The organism is Mycolicibacterium smegmatis (assembly GCF_001457595.1).
Classification (GTDB): Bacteria; Actinomycetota; Actinomycetes; order Mycobacteriales; family Mycobacteriaceae; genus Mycobacterium; species Mycobacterium smegmatis.
Map to the genome: position 1 here is coordinate 4,745,019 of NZ_LN831039.1, position 18,006 is coordinate 4,763,024.

Sequence of the window (18,006 nt, forward strand, 5' to 3'; positions counted from 1 at the left end):
ACTCACCTCTTCGCCGCGTAGTTGCGCACGACGTTGTTGGCGACGACCGCGAACAACAACATCGCACCCAGGAAGAACTTGAACCAGTCGGGGTTCCAACCGGCGTACACGATGCCCTGGTTGGTCATGCCGAAGATCAGCGCGCCGATCAGCGTGCCGATCGCGGTGCCGTACCCACCGGTGAGCAGGCAGCCGCCGATCACCGCGGCGATGATGTAGAAGAACTCGTTGCCGACGCCCTGACCGGACTGGATCGTGTTGAACGAGAACAGCAGATGCATGCCGACGAACCAGGCGCAGAACCCGACGACCATGAACAGGCCGATCTTGACCTTGGTCACCGGGACACCGACCGCGCGGGCGCTGTCCTGGTTGCCGCCGACGGCGAAGATCCAGTTGCCGATGCGGGTCTTGAACAGCACGTAGGTGGCGATGAGGGTGAACAGGATCCACCACAGCACCGTGATTCTCACGTCGATCGGTCCGACCTTGATCACCGATGCGAAAACCGTCCGGCCCGAATCGAAGCCCTGCATGTCGGACACGCTGGGCGTGGCGACCTGACCCGACAGCAGCTTGGTGACCGCCAGGTTGATGCCTGCGAGCATGAAGAACGTGCCGAGCGTGATGAGGAACGACGGGATCTTGGTCCGCATCACCAGGAAGCCGTTGAAGAACCCGACGGCCAGCGACAGCACGAGCGCCAGCGCGGCGCCCACCCACAGGTTCAGGTGCAGGTTGTAGGCCAGCATCGAGGCCGCCAGCGAACTGGTGGTGACCGCGACGCCGGCGGACAGGTCGAACTCGCCGCCGATCATCAAAAGGCCCACGCCGACGGCCATGATGCCGATGGTCGAACTCGCGTACAGCACCGTGGCCATCGACTCCGGCGAGCGGAACGGCGGCGCGACGATGAGGAACAGGATGAAGATGGCGATGGCACCCACCGCAGCGCCCATTTCGGGGCGGATGATCAGGCGCTGCAGCTTGTTCTGTTCCTTGACGCGTTCGTCGTGAACGACCTTGTGCGACTCAAGGTCCAGATCTGCCTGGGTACTCATGGCTAGCGCGTCCCGTTCTTGGCGTACTCGGCGACCGCGTCGATGTTCGACTTGTCGATGAACGACGGGCCGGTCAGGGTCGGCTGGTTACCGCCGATCACGTTGCCGTTGTTGAGGTAGAGCCACAGCGAGTCGACCGCGAGGTAACCCTGCAGGAACGGCTGCTGGTCGACGGCCCACTGCACGTCGCCGTTCTGGATGGCGTCCACGAGCGCGGCATTGGTGTCGAACGTCGCGATCTTGGCCTGGCTGCCCGCGTTCTTGGCCGACTGCACGGCGGTGAGCGCGAACGGCGCGCCCAGGGTCAGAATCGTGTCGATCGCGGGATCCTGCTGCAGCTTGGCGGTGATGGTCGACTCGACCGACGGCATGTCCTTGCCGTTGACGTTGAGCACCTCACTGGCCGGGAACGTGTTCTTCACGCCGGCACAACGAGCTTCGAGGTCGACGTGGCCCTGCTCCTGGATGACGCAGATGACCTTCTTGGCGCCCTCGGCGGCCAGGCGCTTGCCCGCCTCCTGTCCGGCGATGTAGCCGTCCTGGCCGAAGTACTCCTTGACGCCCATGCCCTGCCAGGCATCCAGACCCGCGTTGAACGCCACCACCGGGATGCCCTTGTCGGTCGCGTTCTGCACGGCAGGCTTCATCGCGTCGGGCTTGGCGAGCGTGACAGCGATGCCGTCGACGCCACTGTCCACCGCGCTCTGCACGTGGTTGGCCTGGTTGGGCGCCTCCGGATCCGACGAGTACCGCAGTTCGATGTTGTCCTTCTTCGCGGCGGCCTCGGCGCCCTTGCGCACGAGATCCCAGAAGGAGTCACCCGGAACCTCGTGGGTGATCATCGCGACGGTGAACCGCGGGGTGTCGGCGGTGCCCGCACCCATGTCACCCCCGCCGCTGCTGTCCGGCTTGCCCCCGGTGCTGGAGCACGCGCTGGCGCCCAGCATGAGTACGCCTACCCCGGCAGCCGCCACGAGCCGACTCAACCTCATTGTTTCTCCTCGCTTCGACGTCACCGCGGCGCTGGGATCATGCCAGAGGGGCCAGCGACACGGCCTCGCTGTCGATGTAATACCGCTCACATCGGAAAGTCAATACTTTGTTATGACATTAGGACTGCAGGTCAAAGTTTGCCCAGCATGGCGGCGCACATGACGACCAACGCCGTCCGACCCCAGCGCGATTCACGGATCACTCTGGGCTGCAGTATTTTTGAACGTAAAGATCCGGACTACCGGTCGACGAGGGTGGTGTCGAAGTAGTAGCGCGACGCACGGTAGGCGTGGCTCCCGTACTCCACGATTCGCCCGGAATCGTCGAACGCGGTCCGCTCCATCACCAGCAGCGGCGCCTTGGGCTTCTCGTCCAGCAGGCGCGCCTCCTCACGGTCGGCGGCCTTGGCGCCGATGCGCTGGCGCGCCAACCGGATGTGCACGCCGCGTGCCCGCAGCGACTGGTAGAGCCCGGATCTCGCCAGCTCGTCCTCGTCGGGGGCCAGCGCGGCGGGCAGATAGTTGGTCATGAGTGCGAGCGGTTGCCCGTTCGACGAACGCAGCCTGCGCATGTAGGCGATCTCGCTGCCCGGTTCGATGCTCAACCGCTCGGCGATGTCGGCCTGCGCGGGTCTGCGCGTGTACTCGAGGACCTCGGTGGCCGGCTCCTGGCCGGCACGCGCGAGATCGTCGTAGAGGCTGGTGAGTTCGACCGGCCGGTGCACGGGGGTCTGCACCACCTGGGTGCCGACCCCGCGCTTGCGCACCAGCAATCCCTTGTCGACCAGTTCCTGGATGGCGCGCCGCGTGGTCGGCCGGGACAGGTTGAGCCGGCTCGCGAGCGCGAGTTCGTTCTCGAACCGGTCCCCAGGCTTGAGTTGTCCATCGAGGATGGCCTTTTCGAACACCTGGGCCACCTGGAAATACAGGGGCACGGGGCTCGAACGGTCAAGTTCGACAGACAGCGTCGGGGTCACTCTCGCTCCGATCCTCGAGGCTCGTTCCGGCGGATCCACCGATGGTGAGTTCATAGCGTACCTGCAAATGACTGGAAGTAAGAATGTCAGAACAAAGTCTTGACAGACGAACGTGGCGGGGAGCACAGTCGAAGCGATGCCCGGCGCGTGTACTCCGCCCGGGCTCGCAGGCGCACACCCCGATCTGGAGTCAATCGTGACGAACTCTCCCACACCGCAACTCGATGTCCTCGCGATCGGCCGCTGCGGCGTCGACGTGTACCCGCTGCAGATCGGGGTCGGGCTCGAAGAAGTGGAATCCTTCGGCAAATTCCTCGGCGGCAGCGCCGCCAACGTCACCGTCGCGGCCGCACGACTGGGCAACAGCGCCGGACTCATCTCGGGCGTCGGGGACGACCCGTTCGGACGCTACGTGCGCAACGAACTCGCCAGGCTGGGCGTCGACAACCGCTTCGTCGCCACCTACGGCGAGTACCCGACGCCCGTGACGTTCTGCGAGATCTTCCCGCCGGACAACTTCCCGCTGTACTTCTACCGCAAGCCCTCGGCGCCCGATCTGCAGATCCGCGCCGAGCAGATCGACGCCGACGCGGTGCGCGACGCGCGGCTGTACTGGTCGACGGTCACCGGGCTGTGCGAGGAACCCAGCCGCAGCGCACATTTCGCGGCATGGGAGGCGCGGCAGCGGGCCCCGCTGACCGTCCTGGACCTCGACTACCGGCCCATGTTCTGGGAGTCTCCCGCCGCGGCCACCGAGGTGGTGCAGCGCGCGCTGCAGCACGTGACCATCGCCGTCGGCAACCGCGAGGAGTGCGAGATCGCCGTCGGCGAGACCAACCCGCACCGGGCCGCCGAGGCACTGCTCGACCTCGGTGTGGAACTGGCGATCGTCAAGCAGGGGCCGCGCGGCGTGCTGGGCAAGACCCGGCACAGCTCGGTCACCGTGCCGCCCAACGAGGTCGACGTCGTCAACGGCCTGGGGGCCGGAGACGCCTTCGGGGGCAGCCTGACCCACGGGCTGCTGCACGACTGGCCGCTGGAGAAGACGCTGCGCTACGCCAACGCCGCAGGCGCCATCGTCGCCTCGCGCCTGGAATGCTCCACCGCGATGCCCACGGCGGCCGAGGTCGCCGCGCTCGCCGAACAAACCGCCTCGGAGGCTGTCAATGTCTAGACCCGCTGTCTGCTCCGGCCACAGCGCCATCACCGACCTCAGGGCATCCGAACCCGGCATGATCGCCGCGGCGTGGCAGCGCCGCACCACCCGGCCGACCGTCCGCGGCGACGGCAGGCTCATGATCGTCGCGGCCGACCATCCCGCGCGCGGCGCACTGGCCGTCGGATCGCGGCCCACCGCGATGAACAGCCGCACCGACCTGCTCGACCGCCTGTGCACCGCGCTGGCCGATCCCGGCGTCGACGGTGTGCTGGCCACCGCCGACATCCTCGACGACCTCCTGCTGCTCGGCGCGCTGGAAGACAAGGTGGTGTTCTCGTCGTTCAACCGCGGCGGGCTCTCCGGTTCGGTCTTCGAGATGGACGACCGCATGACAGGCGCCACCGCGGCGTCGACCGCCGCCGCCCGGATGAACGGCGGAAAGATGTTGTGCCGCATCGACCTCGACGATCCCGGAACGGTCGCGACGCTGGCGTCGTGCGCCCAGGCCGTCGACGCGCTGGCGTCTCACGGCCTGGTCGCCATGCTGGAGCCGTTCCTGTCGCGCCGGGTCGACGGCAAGGTCCGCAACGACCTGACCCCGGACGCCGTGATCAAGTCGGTCCACATCAGCCAGGCGCTGGGTTCGACGTCGGCCTACACGTGGCTCAAGCTGCCGGTCGTCGACGAGATGGAGCGCGTGATGGACGCGACGACCATGCCGACACTGCTGCTCGGCGGCGACCCGACAGATCCCGACGAGGCGTTCGCGTCCTGGGAGAAAGCCCTGGCGCTGCCCTCGGTACGCGGTCTCATCGCGGGCCGCAGCCTCCTGTACCCGGCCGACGACGACGTGCGCTCGGCCATCTCGACCGCAGTGAAGTTGGTGCACTGACATGCATTCGAAGCTGTACATCCCGGCCCGCAGTGCAGCGGCGCCGTACACCGTCGACATCACCCCGGAATCCGCGGGCTGGGCCGAATCCTCGCTGCAGGTCGTCGACCTCGGCGACTCCGGTTCGGTGTCGCGGTCCACGGGCGACACCGAGGTGATGATCCTGCCGCTGGCCGGCGGCGCCCAGATCGAATGCGCCGGTGAGACCTTCGAGCTCGCCGGCCGCGCATCGGTTTTCCACGGCCCGGCCGACATGGTCTATCTGGGCATCGGTCAGGACTACACCATCACCGGTCACGGCCGCATCGCGATCTGCGGCGCACGCGCGACACGCAGTTTCCCGAACCGGCGGCGCGCCGCATCGGAGGTTCCCGTGGAGTTGCGCGGCGCGGGCAACTGCAGCCGCCAGGTGCACAACTTCGGCACCGCGACCACGTTCGAGGCCGACTCGCTGATCGCGTGCGAGGTCATCACACCGGGCGGCAACTGGTCCAGCTACCCGGCCCACAAGCACGACGAGAACACCGAGGTCGAAACGCAGCTGGAGGAGATCTACTACTTCGAGATCGACGACAGCCCGGCCGGCACACCGGGTTTCGGGTACCACCGGGTGTACGGCACACCGGAGCGGCCGATCGAGGTGCTCGAGGAGGTGCGCTCCGGTGACGTGGTGCTGGTGCCGCACGGATACCACGGACCGTCGATCGCGGCTCCCGGACACCACATGTACTACCTCAACGTGATGGCAGGCTCCGGTCCCGACCGTGCCTGGCTGATCTGCGACGACCCGAACCACACCTGGCTGCGCGGCAGCTGGGAACACCAGGAAGTAGACCCCCGGCTGCCGTTCGGCACCGCATCACGCGAAGGAGCCTGAACCCGTGGTATCCACCGCACCCAAGTCGGCCGAGAAACTGGTCGACACCGAGGACACCGTCCGACTCACCGTGGCGCAGGCCACCGTCCGCTTCCTGGCCAACCAGTACGTGGAGCGCGACGGGCAACGGAACAAGTTCTTCGCAGGCTGCTTCGGCATCTTCGGTCACGGCAACGTCGCAGGCCTGGGCCAGGCACTGCTCGAGGACGAGGTCGCGGCCGCGGAGGCCGGCCGCGAACCGGGACTGAAGTACGTGCTGAGCCGCAACGAGCAGGCCATGGTGCACAGCGCCGTCGCCTACGCCCGGCAGCAGGACCGTCTGCAGGCGTGGGCCGTGACCGCGAGCATCGGCCCCGGTTCCACCAACATGCTCACCGGCGCCGCGCTCGCCACGATCAACCGGCTACCCGTATTGCTGCTTCCCGCAGACACGTTCGCGACGCGGGTGAGCTCCCCGGTGCTGCAGGAGCTGGAACTGCCGTCGTCGGGCGACGTGACGGTCAACGACGCGTTCAAGCCGCTGTCCCGCTTCTTCGACCGGGTGTGGCGGCCCGAGCAGTTGCCCGCCGCGCTGCTGGGTGCCATGCGCGTGCTCACCGACCCGGTGGAGACCGGCACCGCGACCATCGCCATCCCGCAGGACGTGCAGGCCGAGGCGCACGACTGGCCGGTGTCGCTGTTCACCGAGCGCACCTGGCACGTGGCCCGCCCGGTGCCCGAGCGTTCGGTGATCGCACGGGCCGCCGAGATCATCGCATCGGCCCGCAAGCCGCTGATCATCGCAGGCGGTGGCGTGCACTACTCCGGCGCCGAAGAGGTTCTGGCAGCGCTGGCGTCCGCCACGGGCATCCCGGTGTCGGAGACCCAGGCGGGCAAGGGATCACTGCGTTACGACCATCCACAATCGGTCGGCGCGGTCGGCTCGACCGGCACCACCGCGGCCAACGCGCTCGCGTCGGAGGCCGACGTGGTGATCGGGATCGGGACGCGCTACAGCGATTTCACGTCGGCGTCGCGCACCGCGTTCAACAACCCCGACGTGCGGTTCGTCAACGTCAACGTGGCGTCGTTCGACGCGGTCAAACAGGGCGGCCTCAGTGTCGTCGCCGACGCGCGCGAGGCCATCGAGGCACTGACCGCTGCGCTGCAGGACTATTCCGTGAGCGACGAATACCGCACCCGCACAGCCGAACTCGCGGCCGAGTGGGAGGACACCGTGTCCGCCGCGTATGCGGTCGACGACGCCGCTCCGCTGAACCAGAACCAGGTGATCGGCCTGGTGAACACGCTGTCGGAGCCGCGCGACGTCGTGGTGTGCGCGGCCGGTTCGATGCCGGGTGACCTGCACAAGATGTGGCGGACCCGCGACCGCAAGGGTTACCACGTCGAGTACGGGTACTCCTGCATGGGCTACGAGATCGCCGGTGGCATCGGCGTGCGCATGGCCTCCCCCGACCGCGACGTGTTCGTGATGGTCGGCGACGGCTCGTACCTGATGATGGCGACCGAACTCGTCACGGCCGTGCAGGAGGGCGTCAAGATCATCCCGGTCATCGTGCAGAACCACGGGTTCGCGTCCATCGGCGGCCTCTCGGAGTCGGTGGGTTCGCAGCGGTTCGGTACGGCGTACCGCTACCGCACCGGCGACGGCCGCCTCGACGGCGACAGGCTCCCGGTGGATCTGGCGGCCAACGCGGCGAGCCTCGGCGCCGACGTCATCCGCGTGACCACCGCGGCAGAGTTCACCGACGCCGTCAAGGTGGCCAAGGCCGCCGAACGGACCACCGTCATCCACGTCGAGACCGATCCGTTGATCTACGCACCCGACAGCCACTCGTGGTGGGACGTCCCGGTGTCGCAGGTCTCGGCACTGGAGTCCACCCGTGCCGCCTACGAGCGGTACGCGGAGTGGAAAAAGGTGCAACGTCCCCTGATCAACCCTTCGGATAGCTGAGGACCGCCGGTGAGCAGAATTCTCGTCGGTTCGGCACCCGACTCCTGGGGCGTGTGGTTTCCCGACGATCCACAGCAGACGCCCTACACCCGCTTCCTCGACGAAGTTGCCTCAGCGGGCTACCGGTGGATCGAGCTGGGCCCCTACGGGTACCTGCCGACCGATCCGGACAAGCTCGCGGACGAACTGGCCCAGCGTGACCTGTCGCTCTCGGCGGGAACGGTTTTCGAGCACCTGTACCAGTCCGCGACCCGCGGGGACGACGCCTGGAACTCGGTGTGGACCCAGATCGAGGACGTCGCCAGGCTGACCGCCGCGGTGGGCGGCAAGCACGTCGTCGTCATCCCGGAGATGTGGCGCGACCCCGCGACCGGTGCGGTGCTCGAAGACCGCAACCTCACCGCCGAGCAGTGGCGCCAGAAGACCCAGGGCATGAACGAACTGGGCAGGGCCATGTTCGAGAAGTACGGCGTGCGTGCGCAATACCACCCGCACGCCGACAGCCATGTGGACACCGAGGAGAACGTCTACCGGTTCCTCGACGGCACCGACGGCGAGTTCGTCAATCTGTGTCTTGACACCGGCCACATCAGCTACTGCGGCGGCGACAACATCGCGATCATCCGGCACGCTCCCGAGCGCATCGGCTACCTGCACCTCAAGCAGGTCGACCCCGAGGTCCGCGCCAAGGTCGAGGCCGAGGACCTGCCGTTCGGGGAAGCCGTCAAGCTCGGCGCGATGACCGAACCGCCGCGCGGTATCCCCGACATGCCACCGTTGCTCGCCGAGATCGAAAAGCTCGGTGTCGACGTGTTCGCGATCGTCGAGCAGGACATGTATCCGTGTGACCCCGACTCACCGCTGCCCATCGCGCAGCGCACGCGTTCCTACCTCGGATCCTGCGGGGTGCCCGCGGTCCGGTTCACCTAGCCGAAACCAGTCCAGGAGTGGAGATGTCAGATCTTCGTGTCGCAGTGCTCGGCGTCGGCGTCATGGGCGCCGACCACGTCGAGCGGCTGTCCACCCGCATCGCCGGCGTGAAGGTCGCCGTGGTCAACGACTTCATCGAGGCCCGCGCCGAGGAGGTCGCGGCCGGTGTGCCCGGATGCCGCGTGGTGTCAGATCCGTTGGAGGCCATCGCGGATCCCGATGTCGACGCGGTGGTGCTGGCAACGCCGGGACCGACGCACGACAAGCAGTTGCTGGCGTGCCTGGAACACCGCAAGCCCGTGCTGTGTGAGAAACCGCTGACCACCGACGTGGATTCGGCGCTCGATGTGGTGCGCCGCGAGGCCGAACTGGGTGTCCGGTTGATCCAGGTCGGCTTCATGCGCCGGTTCGATCCCGAGTACGCCGAACTGAAGACGCTGATCGGCGCGGGCGAGTTCGGCCAACCGCTGGTGCTGCACTGCGTGCACCGCAACGCGGCCGTGCCGCCCAGTTTCGACAGCACGATGATCGTCAAGGACTCGCTGGTGCACGAGGTCGACGTCACCCGGTTCCTGTTCGACGAGGAGATCGCGTCGGTCCACATCCTGCGTCCCACACCGAATCCCGGTGCACCCGAGGGGATCCGGGATCCCCAGATCGCGATCATGAAGACACCCTCGGGCAAGCATGTCGACGTCGAACTGTTCGTCACCACCGGTGTGGGCTACGAGGTACGCACCGAACTGGTGGCCGAAAAAGGCACCGCCATGATCGGTCTGGAGGTCGGCCTGATCCGCAAGGGCGTGTCCGGCACGTGGGGCGGCGCGATCGCACCCGATTTCCGGGTACGTTTCGGCACGGCCTACGACATCGAGTTCCAGCGATGGGTGGCCGCGGTGCGCCACGGCATCGCCACCGGTTCGGACGATTACACCGACGGCCCGACGGCCTGGGACGGCTACGCCGCGGCGGCGGTGTGCGCCGCGGGTGTGGAATCGCTCGCCAGTGGCCGACCGGTCGAGGTGAAGATGGTCGAGCGCGCGTCGATCAAGGGGGCGTGAGGTGAAGGTCGCACTGGATCCCACGCCGTTCCACCACGATCACGGGTTGCTCGACCTGCCACAGGTGGTGGCCGATTGCGGCTACGAGTACCTGCAACTAACGCCGCATCGCGACTTCATCCCGTTCTTCAACCATCCGCGCGCCGACGACGCCCTGGTGACCGCGTTCGGCAAGGCCTGCGCTGACGCGGGGGTCGGCATCGCCTCGGTACTGCCGGTGCTGCGCTGGTCCAGCCCCGACCCGGACGCTCGTGAAGCTGCGGTGCGCAACTGGAAACGCGTCATCCAGATCACCGTCGACCTCGGTGTCAACGTGATCAACACCGAGTTCTCCGGGCGCCCGGAGAAGGCCGAGGAGTCCGAGCGGGCGTTCTTCCGGTCCATGGAGGAACTGCTGCCGATCTTCGAACGCGAAGGCATCGACGTGCGCATCGACCCGCACCCCGACGACTTCGTCGAGGACGGTATGGAGGCGCTGCGCATCATCCGCGGAATCAACTCCCCCAACGTCGGCATGGTGTACGTGGCGTGTCACACCTTCCACATGGGCGCCAACATGTCCGAGATCATCCGCGCCGCGGGAGACCGGCTCCGTCTGGTGCACGTCGCCGACACCATGGACCACCGCCGCTCCCACGGGCTGCGCTACATCACCAACCCGCCGGGCAGCCCCGCGAGGGTGCACCAGCACCTCAAGATCGGCGACGGCGACATCGACTGGGACGAGTTCTTCTCCGGCCTCGCCGAGATCGGCTTCTACGACCGCCCCGACACCGTCATGGTGTCCTCGGTGTTCGCCGAGGACGAGACCGCCCACGAGGTGTCCCGCTACCAGTTGAAGACCATGAGCGAGTACGTCACCAAGTACCAGAACTGATTTCACGACCGCAGGTCGGCCCACATGCGGTCGATGCGTGTGCTCAGGTCGATGCCCTCGGCCACCTCGGCCAGTGCCGCGGCCACGATGGACGCCGGTGCCCGGTCCAGCACGATGAGCCCGATCGCCGGGCTCGGACCGTGCTGCACCATGGGCCGCGCCGCGAACCCTTCGGGGATCCCGAGTTGCGGCAGCCACGCGGTGGACGCGATCGTCGCGCGCTTCGACGAGATCAGGTGCGCATACAGCGCGTCCACCGAATCGGCCTCGACCACCGGGCGGTACTGCGCGCCCTCGGCGGCCATGTTGGCGTCCAGGATGCGCCGGTTGCGCATGGCGGTGGTCAGCATGCACAACGGGCGGCCCGCCGCGTCGGACCAGCTCACCGGGGACTCACCCATCAGCGGATCGTCGCCGGGTGCGACCAGGACGTACTGCTCGCGGTACAACTCGACCGACCGGGTGCCGGGCGGGGTCTCCTCGTCGAGGTAGGTCAGTCCGCCGTCGATCTCGAAATCCGCGAGCCGGCGCGCGATCTCACGCGACGAGAGCGCCTCGATGCGCACCGAGGCGGCCGGGTTGCGGCGCAGGAACTCGTCGGTCACGAACGGGCTGGCGGGCACCGCTGTCGGGATCGCCCCGATGCGGGCGGTGGCCGTCAACCGTCCCTGCATCCGCTCGATGTCGGCGAGCATCTCGTCGCGCTCGGCGACGATGCGCTGCGCCCATGTCACAACACGACGGCCCTCCTCGGTGAAACCCTCGAATCGTTGTCCGCGCTGCACGATCGTGATGCCCAGATCGCGCTCGAGCCGGCGGATCGCCACCGACAGCGTCGGCTGACTCACGTGGCACCGCGCGGCGGCACGGCCGAAGTGCCGCTCGGAGGCGAGCGCGAGCAGATAGTCGAGGTGTTGTAACATCACATCGCTTGCCATGGCGCCTTCCGAAGTTCGTCGCTGTTTGATAGACAACGTCTATCACTGCATGTGATAAGCCAAATACGAACTCTGCCTCATCGACTGCCGGTGGACATCGCGCGCGGCTAGATTGGGCTTCATGACCCGCGCCAGTGACGTCCGAGATTTTGACGCCGATTACGACGATCACGATGTGATCACCTCCGGCCCCAAGCACGAGGCGGCCGGCGTGAAGGCCGTGATGGTTTCGATGCAGCGGGGACTCACCCAGATGGGACCGGTGCGCACCACCGCGGCGCTGACCCGCCTGAACCAGCGTCACGGCTTCGACTGCCCGGGTTGTGCGTGGCCCGAGGAACACGGCGGCCGCAAGCTCGCCGAGTTCTGCGAGAACGGGGCCAAGGCCGTTGCCGAGGAAGCCACCAAGCGCAGGGTCACGCCGGAGTTCTTCGCGCGCCACAGCGTCGCCGAACTGCAGAACAAGCCCGAGTACTGGCTGTCGCAGCAGGGCAGGCTCACCCATCCCATGGTGCTGCACGAGGGCGATACGCACTACCGGCCGATCGCGTGGGATGACGCCTACCGGTTGATCGCCGACGAACTGAACGCACTCGACTCCCCCGACGAGGCCTGCTTCTACACCTCCGGGCGCACCAGCAACGAGGCCGCGTTCCTCTACCAGCTCCTGGTGCGCAGCTACGGCACCAACAACCTGCCCGACTGCTCCAACATGTGCCATGAGTCCTCGGGTACGGCGCTGACGGAGTCGATCGGCATCGGCAAGGGTTCGGTGACCGTCGACGACCTGATCCACGCGGACGTCATCGTGATCGCGGGGCAGAACCCCGGCACCAACCACCCGCGCATGCTGTCCATCCTGGAGAAAGCTAAAGCCAACGGCGCCAAGGTCATTGCGATCAACCCGCTGCCCGAGGCCGGGCTGATCCGGTTCAAGGACCCGCAGAAGGTCCACGGCGTCGTCGGCCACGGTGTCCCCATCGCCGATGAGTTCGTGCAGATCCGCATCGGCGGCGACATGGCGCTGTTCGCCGGTCTGGGCAAGCTGCTGCTCGAGGCCGAGGACAAGGCGCCCGGCACCGTCGTCGACCACGAGTTCGTCGCGGCACACTGCGCGGGTTTCGACGAGTACGCCGCGCAGACCCGCGCGGTGGATCTGGACACCGTCGTCGAGGCCAGCGGCATCGACCGCACGCAGTTGCAGCGCGTCGCCGACATGCTGATCGGCTCCGAGCGCACCGTGCTGTGCTGGGCGATGGGTCTGACGCAGCAGCACCACGCCGTGGCCACGATCGGTGAGGCCACCAACCTGCTGCTCATGCGCGGCATGATCGGCAAGCCCGGCGCGGGTGTGTGCCCGGTGCGCGGGCACTCGAACGTGCAGGGCGACCGCACCATGGGCATCTGGGAGAAGGCGCCCGACGCCTTCCTCGACGCCCTCGACGCGCATTTCGGCATCACCAGCCCGCGCAAGCACGGCTACGATGCCGTCGACTCGATCCGCGCGATGCGCGACGGCAAGGCCAAGGTGTTCATGGCCATGGGCGGCAACTTCGTCTCGGCCAGCCCCGACACCGAGGTCACCGAGGCCGCCCTTCGCAGCTGCAATCTCACCGTGCAGGTCTCGACCAAGCTGAACCGCAGCCACTTCGTGCCGGGCCGCAAGGCGCTGATCCTGCCGACGCTGGGCCGCACCGACCGCGACATCGTCGACGGGCGCAAACAGCTGGTGTCGGTTGAGGATTCGATGTCGATGGTGCATCTGTCCCGCGGCAGCCTCAAGCCGCCGAGCGCCGAGCTGCGCAGCGAGGTGGCCATCGTGTGCCAGCTCGCGCGCACCCTGCTGGGCCCCGACCACCCCGTGCCGTGGGAGACGTTCGCCTCCGACTACGACACCATCCGCGACGCGATCGCCGCGGTGGTCCCCGGCTGCACGGACTACAACACCCGGGTGCGCAGGCCCGACGGCTTCCAGCTGCCGCACCCGCCGCGGGACTCACGCGAATTCCCCACCCACACAGGCAAAGCGAACTTCTCGGTCTACCCGCTGGAATGGGTTCCGGTGCCCGAGGGACGGCTGGTGCTGCAGACCCTGCGCAGCCACGACCAGTACAACACCACCATCTACGGCCTCGACGACCGCTACCGCGGCGTGAAGGGCGGCAGGCGCGTGGTGTTCGTCAACCCCACCGACATCGCCCGCCTCGGACTCAAGCCCGACGACCGGGTGGACCTGATCTCGGAGTTCGAAGGCCAGGAACGGTGGGCCAAGGACTTCCTGGTGGTGCCGTACTCGACGCCCGAGGGCAACGCCGCGGCCTACTACCCCGAGACCAATCCGCTGGTGCCGCTTGACCATACGGCCAAGAAGTCCAACACGCCGGTGTCCAAGGCCGTCGTCGTCAGGCTGCAGCGCCGCGAGGGAAGCGCGTCGTAATGGGCCGCGTGACCGCGCGGCGCCGCGCCCACCACGTGACCCTGGACCGGTCGGAGGCCCGCCCCGAGACACTCGTCGTCGAAGAGCCCCTGGAGATCCGGGTCAACGGCACGCCCATCACGGTCACCATGCGCACCCCCGGCTCCGATATCGAACTGGCACAAGGGTTCCTGCTCACCGAGGGCGTGATCCGCAGGCGCGACGACCTTCTCGCGGTGCGGTACTGCCGCGGCGCCACCGAGGACGGGGTCAACACCTACAACGTGCTGGACGTGACGCTGGCGCCCGATGTCCCGGCACCCGACGTGGACGTCACCCGCAACTTCTACACCACCTCGTCGTGCGGGGTGTGCGGCAAGGCCTCGCTGGAGGCCGTCCGCCTGATCAGCAAGCACTGTCCGGGCGACGATCCGGCCACCATCACCGCCGAGACGCTCGCGTCGATGCCCACGCAGTTGCGGCGTGCCCAGAAGGTGTTCAACAGCACCGGCGGCCTACACGGCGCCGCGCTGTTCGACGCCGACAGGAACATGCTGGTGGTCCGTGAGGACATCGGCAGGCACAACGCGGTGGACAAGGTGATCGGCTGGGCCGTCGAGCAGGAGCGGGTCCCGTTGTCCGGCACCGTGCTGCTGGTGAGCGGCCGCGCGTCGTTCGAACTCACCCAGAAGGCCGTCATGGCCGGCATCCCCGTGCTGGCCGCGGTGTCGGCACCATCGTCGCTCGCGGTGGACCTCGCGAGCCAGTCGGGGCTGACGCTCGTGGCGTTCCTGCGTGGCGAGTCGATGAACGTCTACACCCGTCCCGATCGTGTCATGAACTGAGCGGCTGACCTGAGAACAGGTCAGGCGGCGCTTCTACCTGCAATCTCCACCTGATCTCCACGAAACCTCCAAGCCCGCGAGGCCCGTGATCGGCGACGATCGATTCTCGTCGCACTTTGCAGATCACGGGAGCTCGTATGGCGGACATTCTCATCGCGTCACATTCACCGATCGGCCACATCGGGCCGCTGCTGAACGTCGCGTACGGACTTGTCGGCCGCGGCGACCGGGTGACCGTGCTGACCTCGGCCCAGCACACCGACGCGATCCGGGCGAGCGGAGCCGTCCCCGTGGCCCTGCCCGACGCAGGCGACCCCGACGCGGACCGCCTCGACATCGAGAATCCGAAGAGGGCCAGGACGTCGGGCATCGCCCGGATCAACGTCGACATCGTCGCATTCTTCGTCGCTCCCATGGCCCATCAGGCCGACGCACTGGCGAAACTGTTGGCCCAACACCGGTTCGACGCCGTCATCGCCGACTACGGCTTCTTCGGCATCCTGCCGTTCCTGCTGGGCAACCGCGCCGACCGGCCGCCGTTCCTCACCTACTCGACGACACCGCTCATGCTCAGCAGCCGTGACACCGCTCCCGCCGGCCTCGGGCTCCCGCCGCCCCGCCACGCCGTCGAGCGACTACGCAACCGCGCGCTGGAGACCCTGACGCACAAGGTGCTGCTGCGTGCGTCCCAGCGCGCCGTGCAGGAGCAACTGCACCGCATGAACTGCCGCCCCTTGCCCGTGTTCCTGTTCGACGGAGCCGTGCTGAGCGAGCGGGTGATCGCGCCCACGGTGCCGCAATTCGACTACCACCGAAGCGATCTGCCGAAGAACGTGCGCTACGTCGGTGCGGTGCACCCGATGCCCAACCAGGGCTTCCGCCGTCCGATGTGGTGGCGACTGCTCGACGGTGACCGCCCCGTCGTCCACGTCACGCAGGGCACCGTCGACAACACCGATCTGACCCGGCTGCTCGAACCGACCCTCGAGGCCCTCGCCGACGAGGACTTCGTCGTCATCGCCAGCACCGGCGGACGCGATCTCGACGTGCTGCGCACGCCGGTCCCGGCCAACACCTATGTGGCCAAATACATCCCGCATGATCTGCTGATGCCCAAGGTCGACGTGCTGGTGACCAACGGCGGTTACGGCACGGTGCAGCGGGCCCTGTCGTGCGGTGTGCCGCTCGTGGTGGCGGGCAAGACCGAGGACAAGCCCGAGGTGGCCGCGCGCGTCGCGTGGTCCGGCGCGGGCATCGACCTGCGCACCGGGACCCCCACGCCCGCGGCGATCCGCGATGCCGTGCGCGAGGTCCTCACCGACAAGCGGTATCTGTCCCGCGCCCGCACACTCGAAGCGGCCTTCGCGCAACGCGACGGCGTGGCCGAGATCATCGCGCTGGTCGACGAGGTGATCGCCGAGCGCCGCGCCGAGGTCGGCGGTGAGCTCGCCTGCGAAGTCACTCACGAGCAGCGGTAGGGAGAACAAGGAACAAAAAGAAGAAGCCCCCGGGATATGGAGTCCCGGGGGCTTCTTCGAGTCTGGCTTACGCGCTCTTGTCGCGGCGCTCGCTGCGAGAAGGCTTGCGCGGCACGATCGTCGGCAGGACGTTGTCCTGGACGGTCTCCTTGGTGACCACCACCTTGGCGACGTCGTCGCGGCTCGGGATGTCGTACATCACCGGCAGCAGGACCTCTTCCATGATGGCGCGCAGGCCGCGGGCACCCGTGCCGCGGTGGATGGCCTGATCGGCGATCGCCTCGAGGGCCTCTTCGGTGAACTCCAGTTCCACGCCGTCCATCTCGAACAACCGCACGTACTGCTTGACCAGCGCGTTCTTGGGCTCGGAGAGGATCTTGACCAGGGAGGCCTTGTCCAGGTTGGTCACCGACGCCACGACGGGCAGACGTCCGATGAACTCGGGGATCAGACCGAACTTGATCAGATCCTCGGGCATGACCTCGGCGAAGTGGTCCTGCGTGTCGATCTCGGCCTTCGACCGCACCTCGGCACCGAAGCCGAGGCCGCGCTTGCCGACGCGGTCGGAGACGATCTTCTCCAGGCCCGCGAAGGCGCCCGCGACGATGAACAACACGTTGGTGGTGTCGATCTGGATGAACTCCTGGTGCGGATGCTTGCGCCCGCCCTGCGGTGGCACCGACGCCTGCGTACCCTCCAGGATCTTCAGCAGCGCCTGCTGCACACCCTCACCCGACACGTCGCGCGTGATCGACGGGTTCTCGCTCTTGCGGGCGATCTTGTCGACCTCGTCGATGTAGATGATGCCGGTCTCGGCGCGCTTGACGTCGTAATCGGCGGCCTGGATGAGCTTGAGGAGGATGTTCTCGACGTCCTCACCGACGTAGCCGGCCTCGGTCAACGCGGTGGCGTCGGCGATGGCGAACGGCACGTTGAGCATCTTGGCCAGCGTCTGCGCCAGGTAGGTCTTGCCGCAGCCCGTGGGCCCGAGCATCAGGATGTTGGACTTGGTCAGCTCGACCGGTTCGGACCGCGAGTCGCGGGACTTCTCCCCCGCCTGGATCCGCTTGTAGTGGTTGTAGACCGCAACGGCCAGCGTCCGCTTGGCGGAGTCCTGACCGATGACGTAACCCTCGAGGAACTCGCGGATCTCCGCGGGTTTGGGCAACTCGTCGAGCTTGACGTCGTCAGCGTCGGCGAGTTCCTCCTCGATGATCTCGTTGCACAGGTCGATGCACTCATCGCAGATATAGACGCCCGGCCCCGCGATGAGCTTCTTGACCTGCTTCTGGCTCTTCCCACAGAACGAGCACTTCAGCAGGTCACCACCGTCTCCAATGCGCGCCATGTGGGGGGGTCCTACTTCCTGTTCGCAGTCAGTCTTTACGCCGCTTCGTGGGTCTCCCCGGGCGTATGCCCGACGCTACCCGTTGTTTCCGGTGCGATGCGACCTTAAAGCCGAATCGCGCGGATGGTATTTGTCCGTGCTGGAGAACATATCGCTCTCGGCGGCTCGCCACGTGTCGGCGCGCTGTCCGTGTCTTGGGTG

General features: G+C 67.3%; 15 protein-coding genes. 10 read left to right on the top strand and 5 right to left on the bottom strand.

The window, feature by feature from the left end; genetic code table 11:
* Positions 1-2: 2 nt before the first annotated feature.
* The 3 genes from AT701_RS22720 to AT701_RS22730 all read right to left on the bottom strand — a co-directional run bounded on the left by AT701_RS22720 (position 3) and on the right by AT701_RS22730 (position 3,030).
* A complete protein-coding gene (locus AT701_RS22720; protein ID WP_003896031.1) occupies positions 3-1,061 on the bottom strand; it encodes an ABC transporter permease in 1,059 nt (352 codons plus the stop codon).
* 2 nt (positions 1,062-1,063) lie between these two features.
* Positions 1,064-2,053: a substrate-binding domain-containing protein gene (locus AT701_RS22725; protein WP_011729990.1), complete on the bottom strand. Its 990-nt coding sequence runs from the start codon at positions 2,051-2,053 to the stop codon at positions 1,064-1,066.
* A gap of 239 nt (positions 2,054-2,292) precedes the next feature.
* On the bottom strand, positions 2,293-3,030 hold the full coding sequence (locus AT701_RS22730) for a GntR family transcriptional regulator (protein ID WP_003896033.1): 738 nt from the start codon (positions 3,028-3,030) through the stop codon (positions 2,293-2,295).
* A 196-nt stretch (positions 3,031-3,226) separates the two neighbouring features.
* Here AT701_RS22730 and iolC point away from each other — a divergent pair, with 196 nt between their 5' ends.
* The 7 genes from iolC to AT701_RS22765 are packed head-to-tail and all read left to right on the top strand — an operon-like array spanning position 3,227 to position 10,780.
* The gene (iolC, locus tag AT701_RS22735) at positions 3,227-4,204 is read left to right on the top strand and encodes a 5-dehydro-2-deoxygluconokinase (protein WP_058127705.1); all 978 of its coding nucleotides are present in this window, start codon (positions 3,227-3,229) and stop codon (positions 4,202-4,204) included.
* On the top strand, positions 4,197-5,081 hold the full coding sequence (locus tag AT701_RS22740; RefSeq protein ID WP_003896035.1) for a Cgl0159 family (beta/alpha)8-fold protein: 885 nt from the start codon (positions 4,197-4,199) through the stop codon (positions 5,079-5,081). The genes iolC and AT701_RS22740 overlap by 8 nt, the downstream gene beginning before the upstream one ends.
* 1 nt (position 5,082) lies before the next feature.
* The gene (iolB, locus tag AT701_RS22745) at positions 5,083-5,958 is read left to right on the top strand and encodes a 5-deoxy-glucuronate isomerase (protein ID WP_003896036.1); all 876 of its coding nucleotides are present in this window, start codon (positions 5,083-5,085) and stop codon (positions 5,956-5,958) included.
* Between the two features lie 4 nt (positions 5,959-5,962).
* Positions 5,963-7,912: a 3D-(3,5/4)-trihydroxycyclohexane-1,2-dione acylhydrolase (decyclizing) gene (gene iolD, locus AT701_RS22750; protein ID WP_058126648.1), complete on the top strand. Its 1,950-nt coding sequence runs from the start codon at positions 5,963-5,965 to the stop codon at positions 7,910-7,912.
* Between the two features lie 9 nt (positions 7,913-7,921).
* Positions 7,922-8,842 (top strand): sugar phosphate isomerase/epimerase family protein, encoded by a 921-nt coding sequence (locus AT701_RS22755; RefSeq protein ID WP_058126649.1) that lies wholly within the window; start codon positions 7,922-7,924, stop codon positions 8,840-8,842.
* A 23-nt stretch (positions 8,843-8,865) separates the two neighbouring features.
* Positions 8,866-9,903 carry a Gfo/Idh/MocA family protein gene (locus tag AT701_RS22760; RefSeq protein ID WP_058127706.1) on the top strand — a complete coding sequence of 346 codons (1,038 nt, stop codon included), beginning with the start codon at positions 8,866-8,868 and terminating at the stop codon, positions 9,901-9,903.
* 1 nt (position 9,904) lies between these two features.
* Positions 9,905-10,780 (top strand): sugar phosphate isomerase/epimerase family protein, encoded by an 876-nt coding sequence (locus tag AT701_RS22765; protein WP_058126650.1) that lies wholly within the window; start codon positions 9,905-9,907, stop codon positions 10,778-10,780.
* Positions 10,781-10,782: 2 nt separating this feature from the next.
* On the opposite strand, the gene AT701_RS22770 is transcribed toward AT701_RS22765, so the two are convergent.
* On the bottom strand, positions 10,783-11,718 hold the full coding sequence (locus AT701_RS22770) for a LysR family transcriptional regulator (protein ID WP_058126651.1): 936 nt from the start codon (positions 11,716-11,718) through the stop codon (positions 10,783-10,785).
* Between the two features lie 121 nt (positions 11,719-11,839).
* Here AT701_RS22770 and AT701_RS22775 point away from each other — a divergent pair, with 121 nt between their 5' ends.
* The 3 genes from AT701_RS22775 (at position 11,840) to AT701_RS22785 (ending at position 16,457) form a co-directional block, all read left to right on the top strand.
* Positions 11,840-14,155, top strand: a complete 2,316-nt coding sequence (locus AT701_RS22775; RefSeq protein ID WP_058127707.1) for an FdhF/YdeP family oxidoreductase — start codon at positions 11,840-11,842, stop codon at positions 14,153-14,155.
* Positions 14,155-14,979 (top strand): formate dehydrogenase accessory sulfurtransferase FdhD, encoded by an 825-nt coding sequence (gene fdhD / locus AT701_RS22780; RefSeq protein WP_058126652.1) that lies wholly within the window; start codon positions 14,155-14,157, stop codon positions 14,977-14,979. Before AT701_RS22775 ends, fdhD begins: the two co-directional genes overlap by 1 nt.
* Positions 14,980-15,116: 137 nt before the next feature.
* On the top strand, positions 15,117-16,457 hold the full coding sequence (locus AT701_RS22785) for a nucleotide disphospho-sugar-binding domain-containing protein (RefSeq protein WP_058126653.1): 1,341 nt from the start codon (positions 15,117-15,119) through the stop codon (positions 16,455-16,457).
* A 67-nt stretch (positions 16,458-16,524) separates the two neighbouring features.
* Here AT701_RS22785 and clpX read toward each other — a convergent pair whose 3' ends face one another.
* A complete protein-coding gene (gene clpX, locus AT701_RS22790) occupies positions 16,525-17,805 on the bottom strand; it encodes an ATP-dependent Clp protease ATP-binding subunit ClpX (RefSeq protein WP_003896045.1) in 1,281 nt (426 codons plus the stop codon).
* Positions 17,806-18,006 lie beyond the last annotated feature (201 nt).

What these genes read in the sequence shown, in the direction of transcription:
- AT701_RS22720 (WP_003896031.1), bottom strand. Translation starts at nt 1,061, where the DNA reads ATGAGTACCCAGGCAGATCTGGACCTTGAGTCGCACAAGGTCGTTCAC.
- AT701_RS22725 (WP_011729990.1), bottom strand. Translation starts at nt 2,053, where the DNA reads ATGAGGTTGAGTCGGCTCGTGGCGGCTGCCGGGGTAGGCGTACTCATG.
- AT701_RS22740 (WP_003896035.1), top strand. Translation starts at nt 4,197, where the DNA reads ATGTCTAGACCCGCTGTCTGCTCCGGCCACAGCGCCATCACCGACCTC.
- iolB (WP_003896036.1), top strand. Translation starts at nt 5,083, where the DNA reads ATGCATTCGAAGCTGTACATCCCGGCCCGCAGTGCAGCGGCGCCGTAC.
- AT701_RS22760 (WP_058127706.1), top strand. Translation starts at nt 8,866, where the DNA reads ATGTCAGATCTTCGTGTCGCAGTGCTCGGCGTCGGCGTCATGGGCGCC.
- AT701_RS22770 (WP_058126651.1), bottom strand. Translation starts at nt 11,718, where the DNA reads ATGGCAAGCGATGTGATGTTACAACACCTCGACTATCTGCTCGCGCTC.
- AT701_RS22775 (WP_058127707.1), top strand. Translation starts at nt 11,840, where the DNA reads ATGACCCGCGCCAGTGACGTCCGAGATTTTGACGCCGATTACGACGAT.
- fdhD (WP_058126652.1), top strand. Translation starts at nt 14,155, where the DNA reads ATGGGCCGCGTGACCGCGCGGCGCCGCGCCCACCACGTGACCCTGGAC.
- AT701_RS22785 (WP_058126653.1), top strand. Translation starts at nt 15,117, where the DNA reads ATGGCGGACATTCTCATCGCGTCACATTCACCGATCGGCCACATCGGG.
- clpX (WP_003896045.1), bottom strand. Translation starts at nt 17,805, where the DNA reads ATGGCGCGCATTGGAGACGGTGGTGACCTGCTGAAGTGCTCGTTCTGT.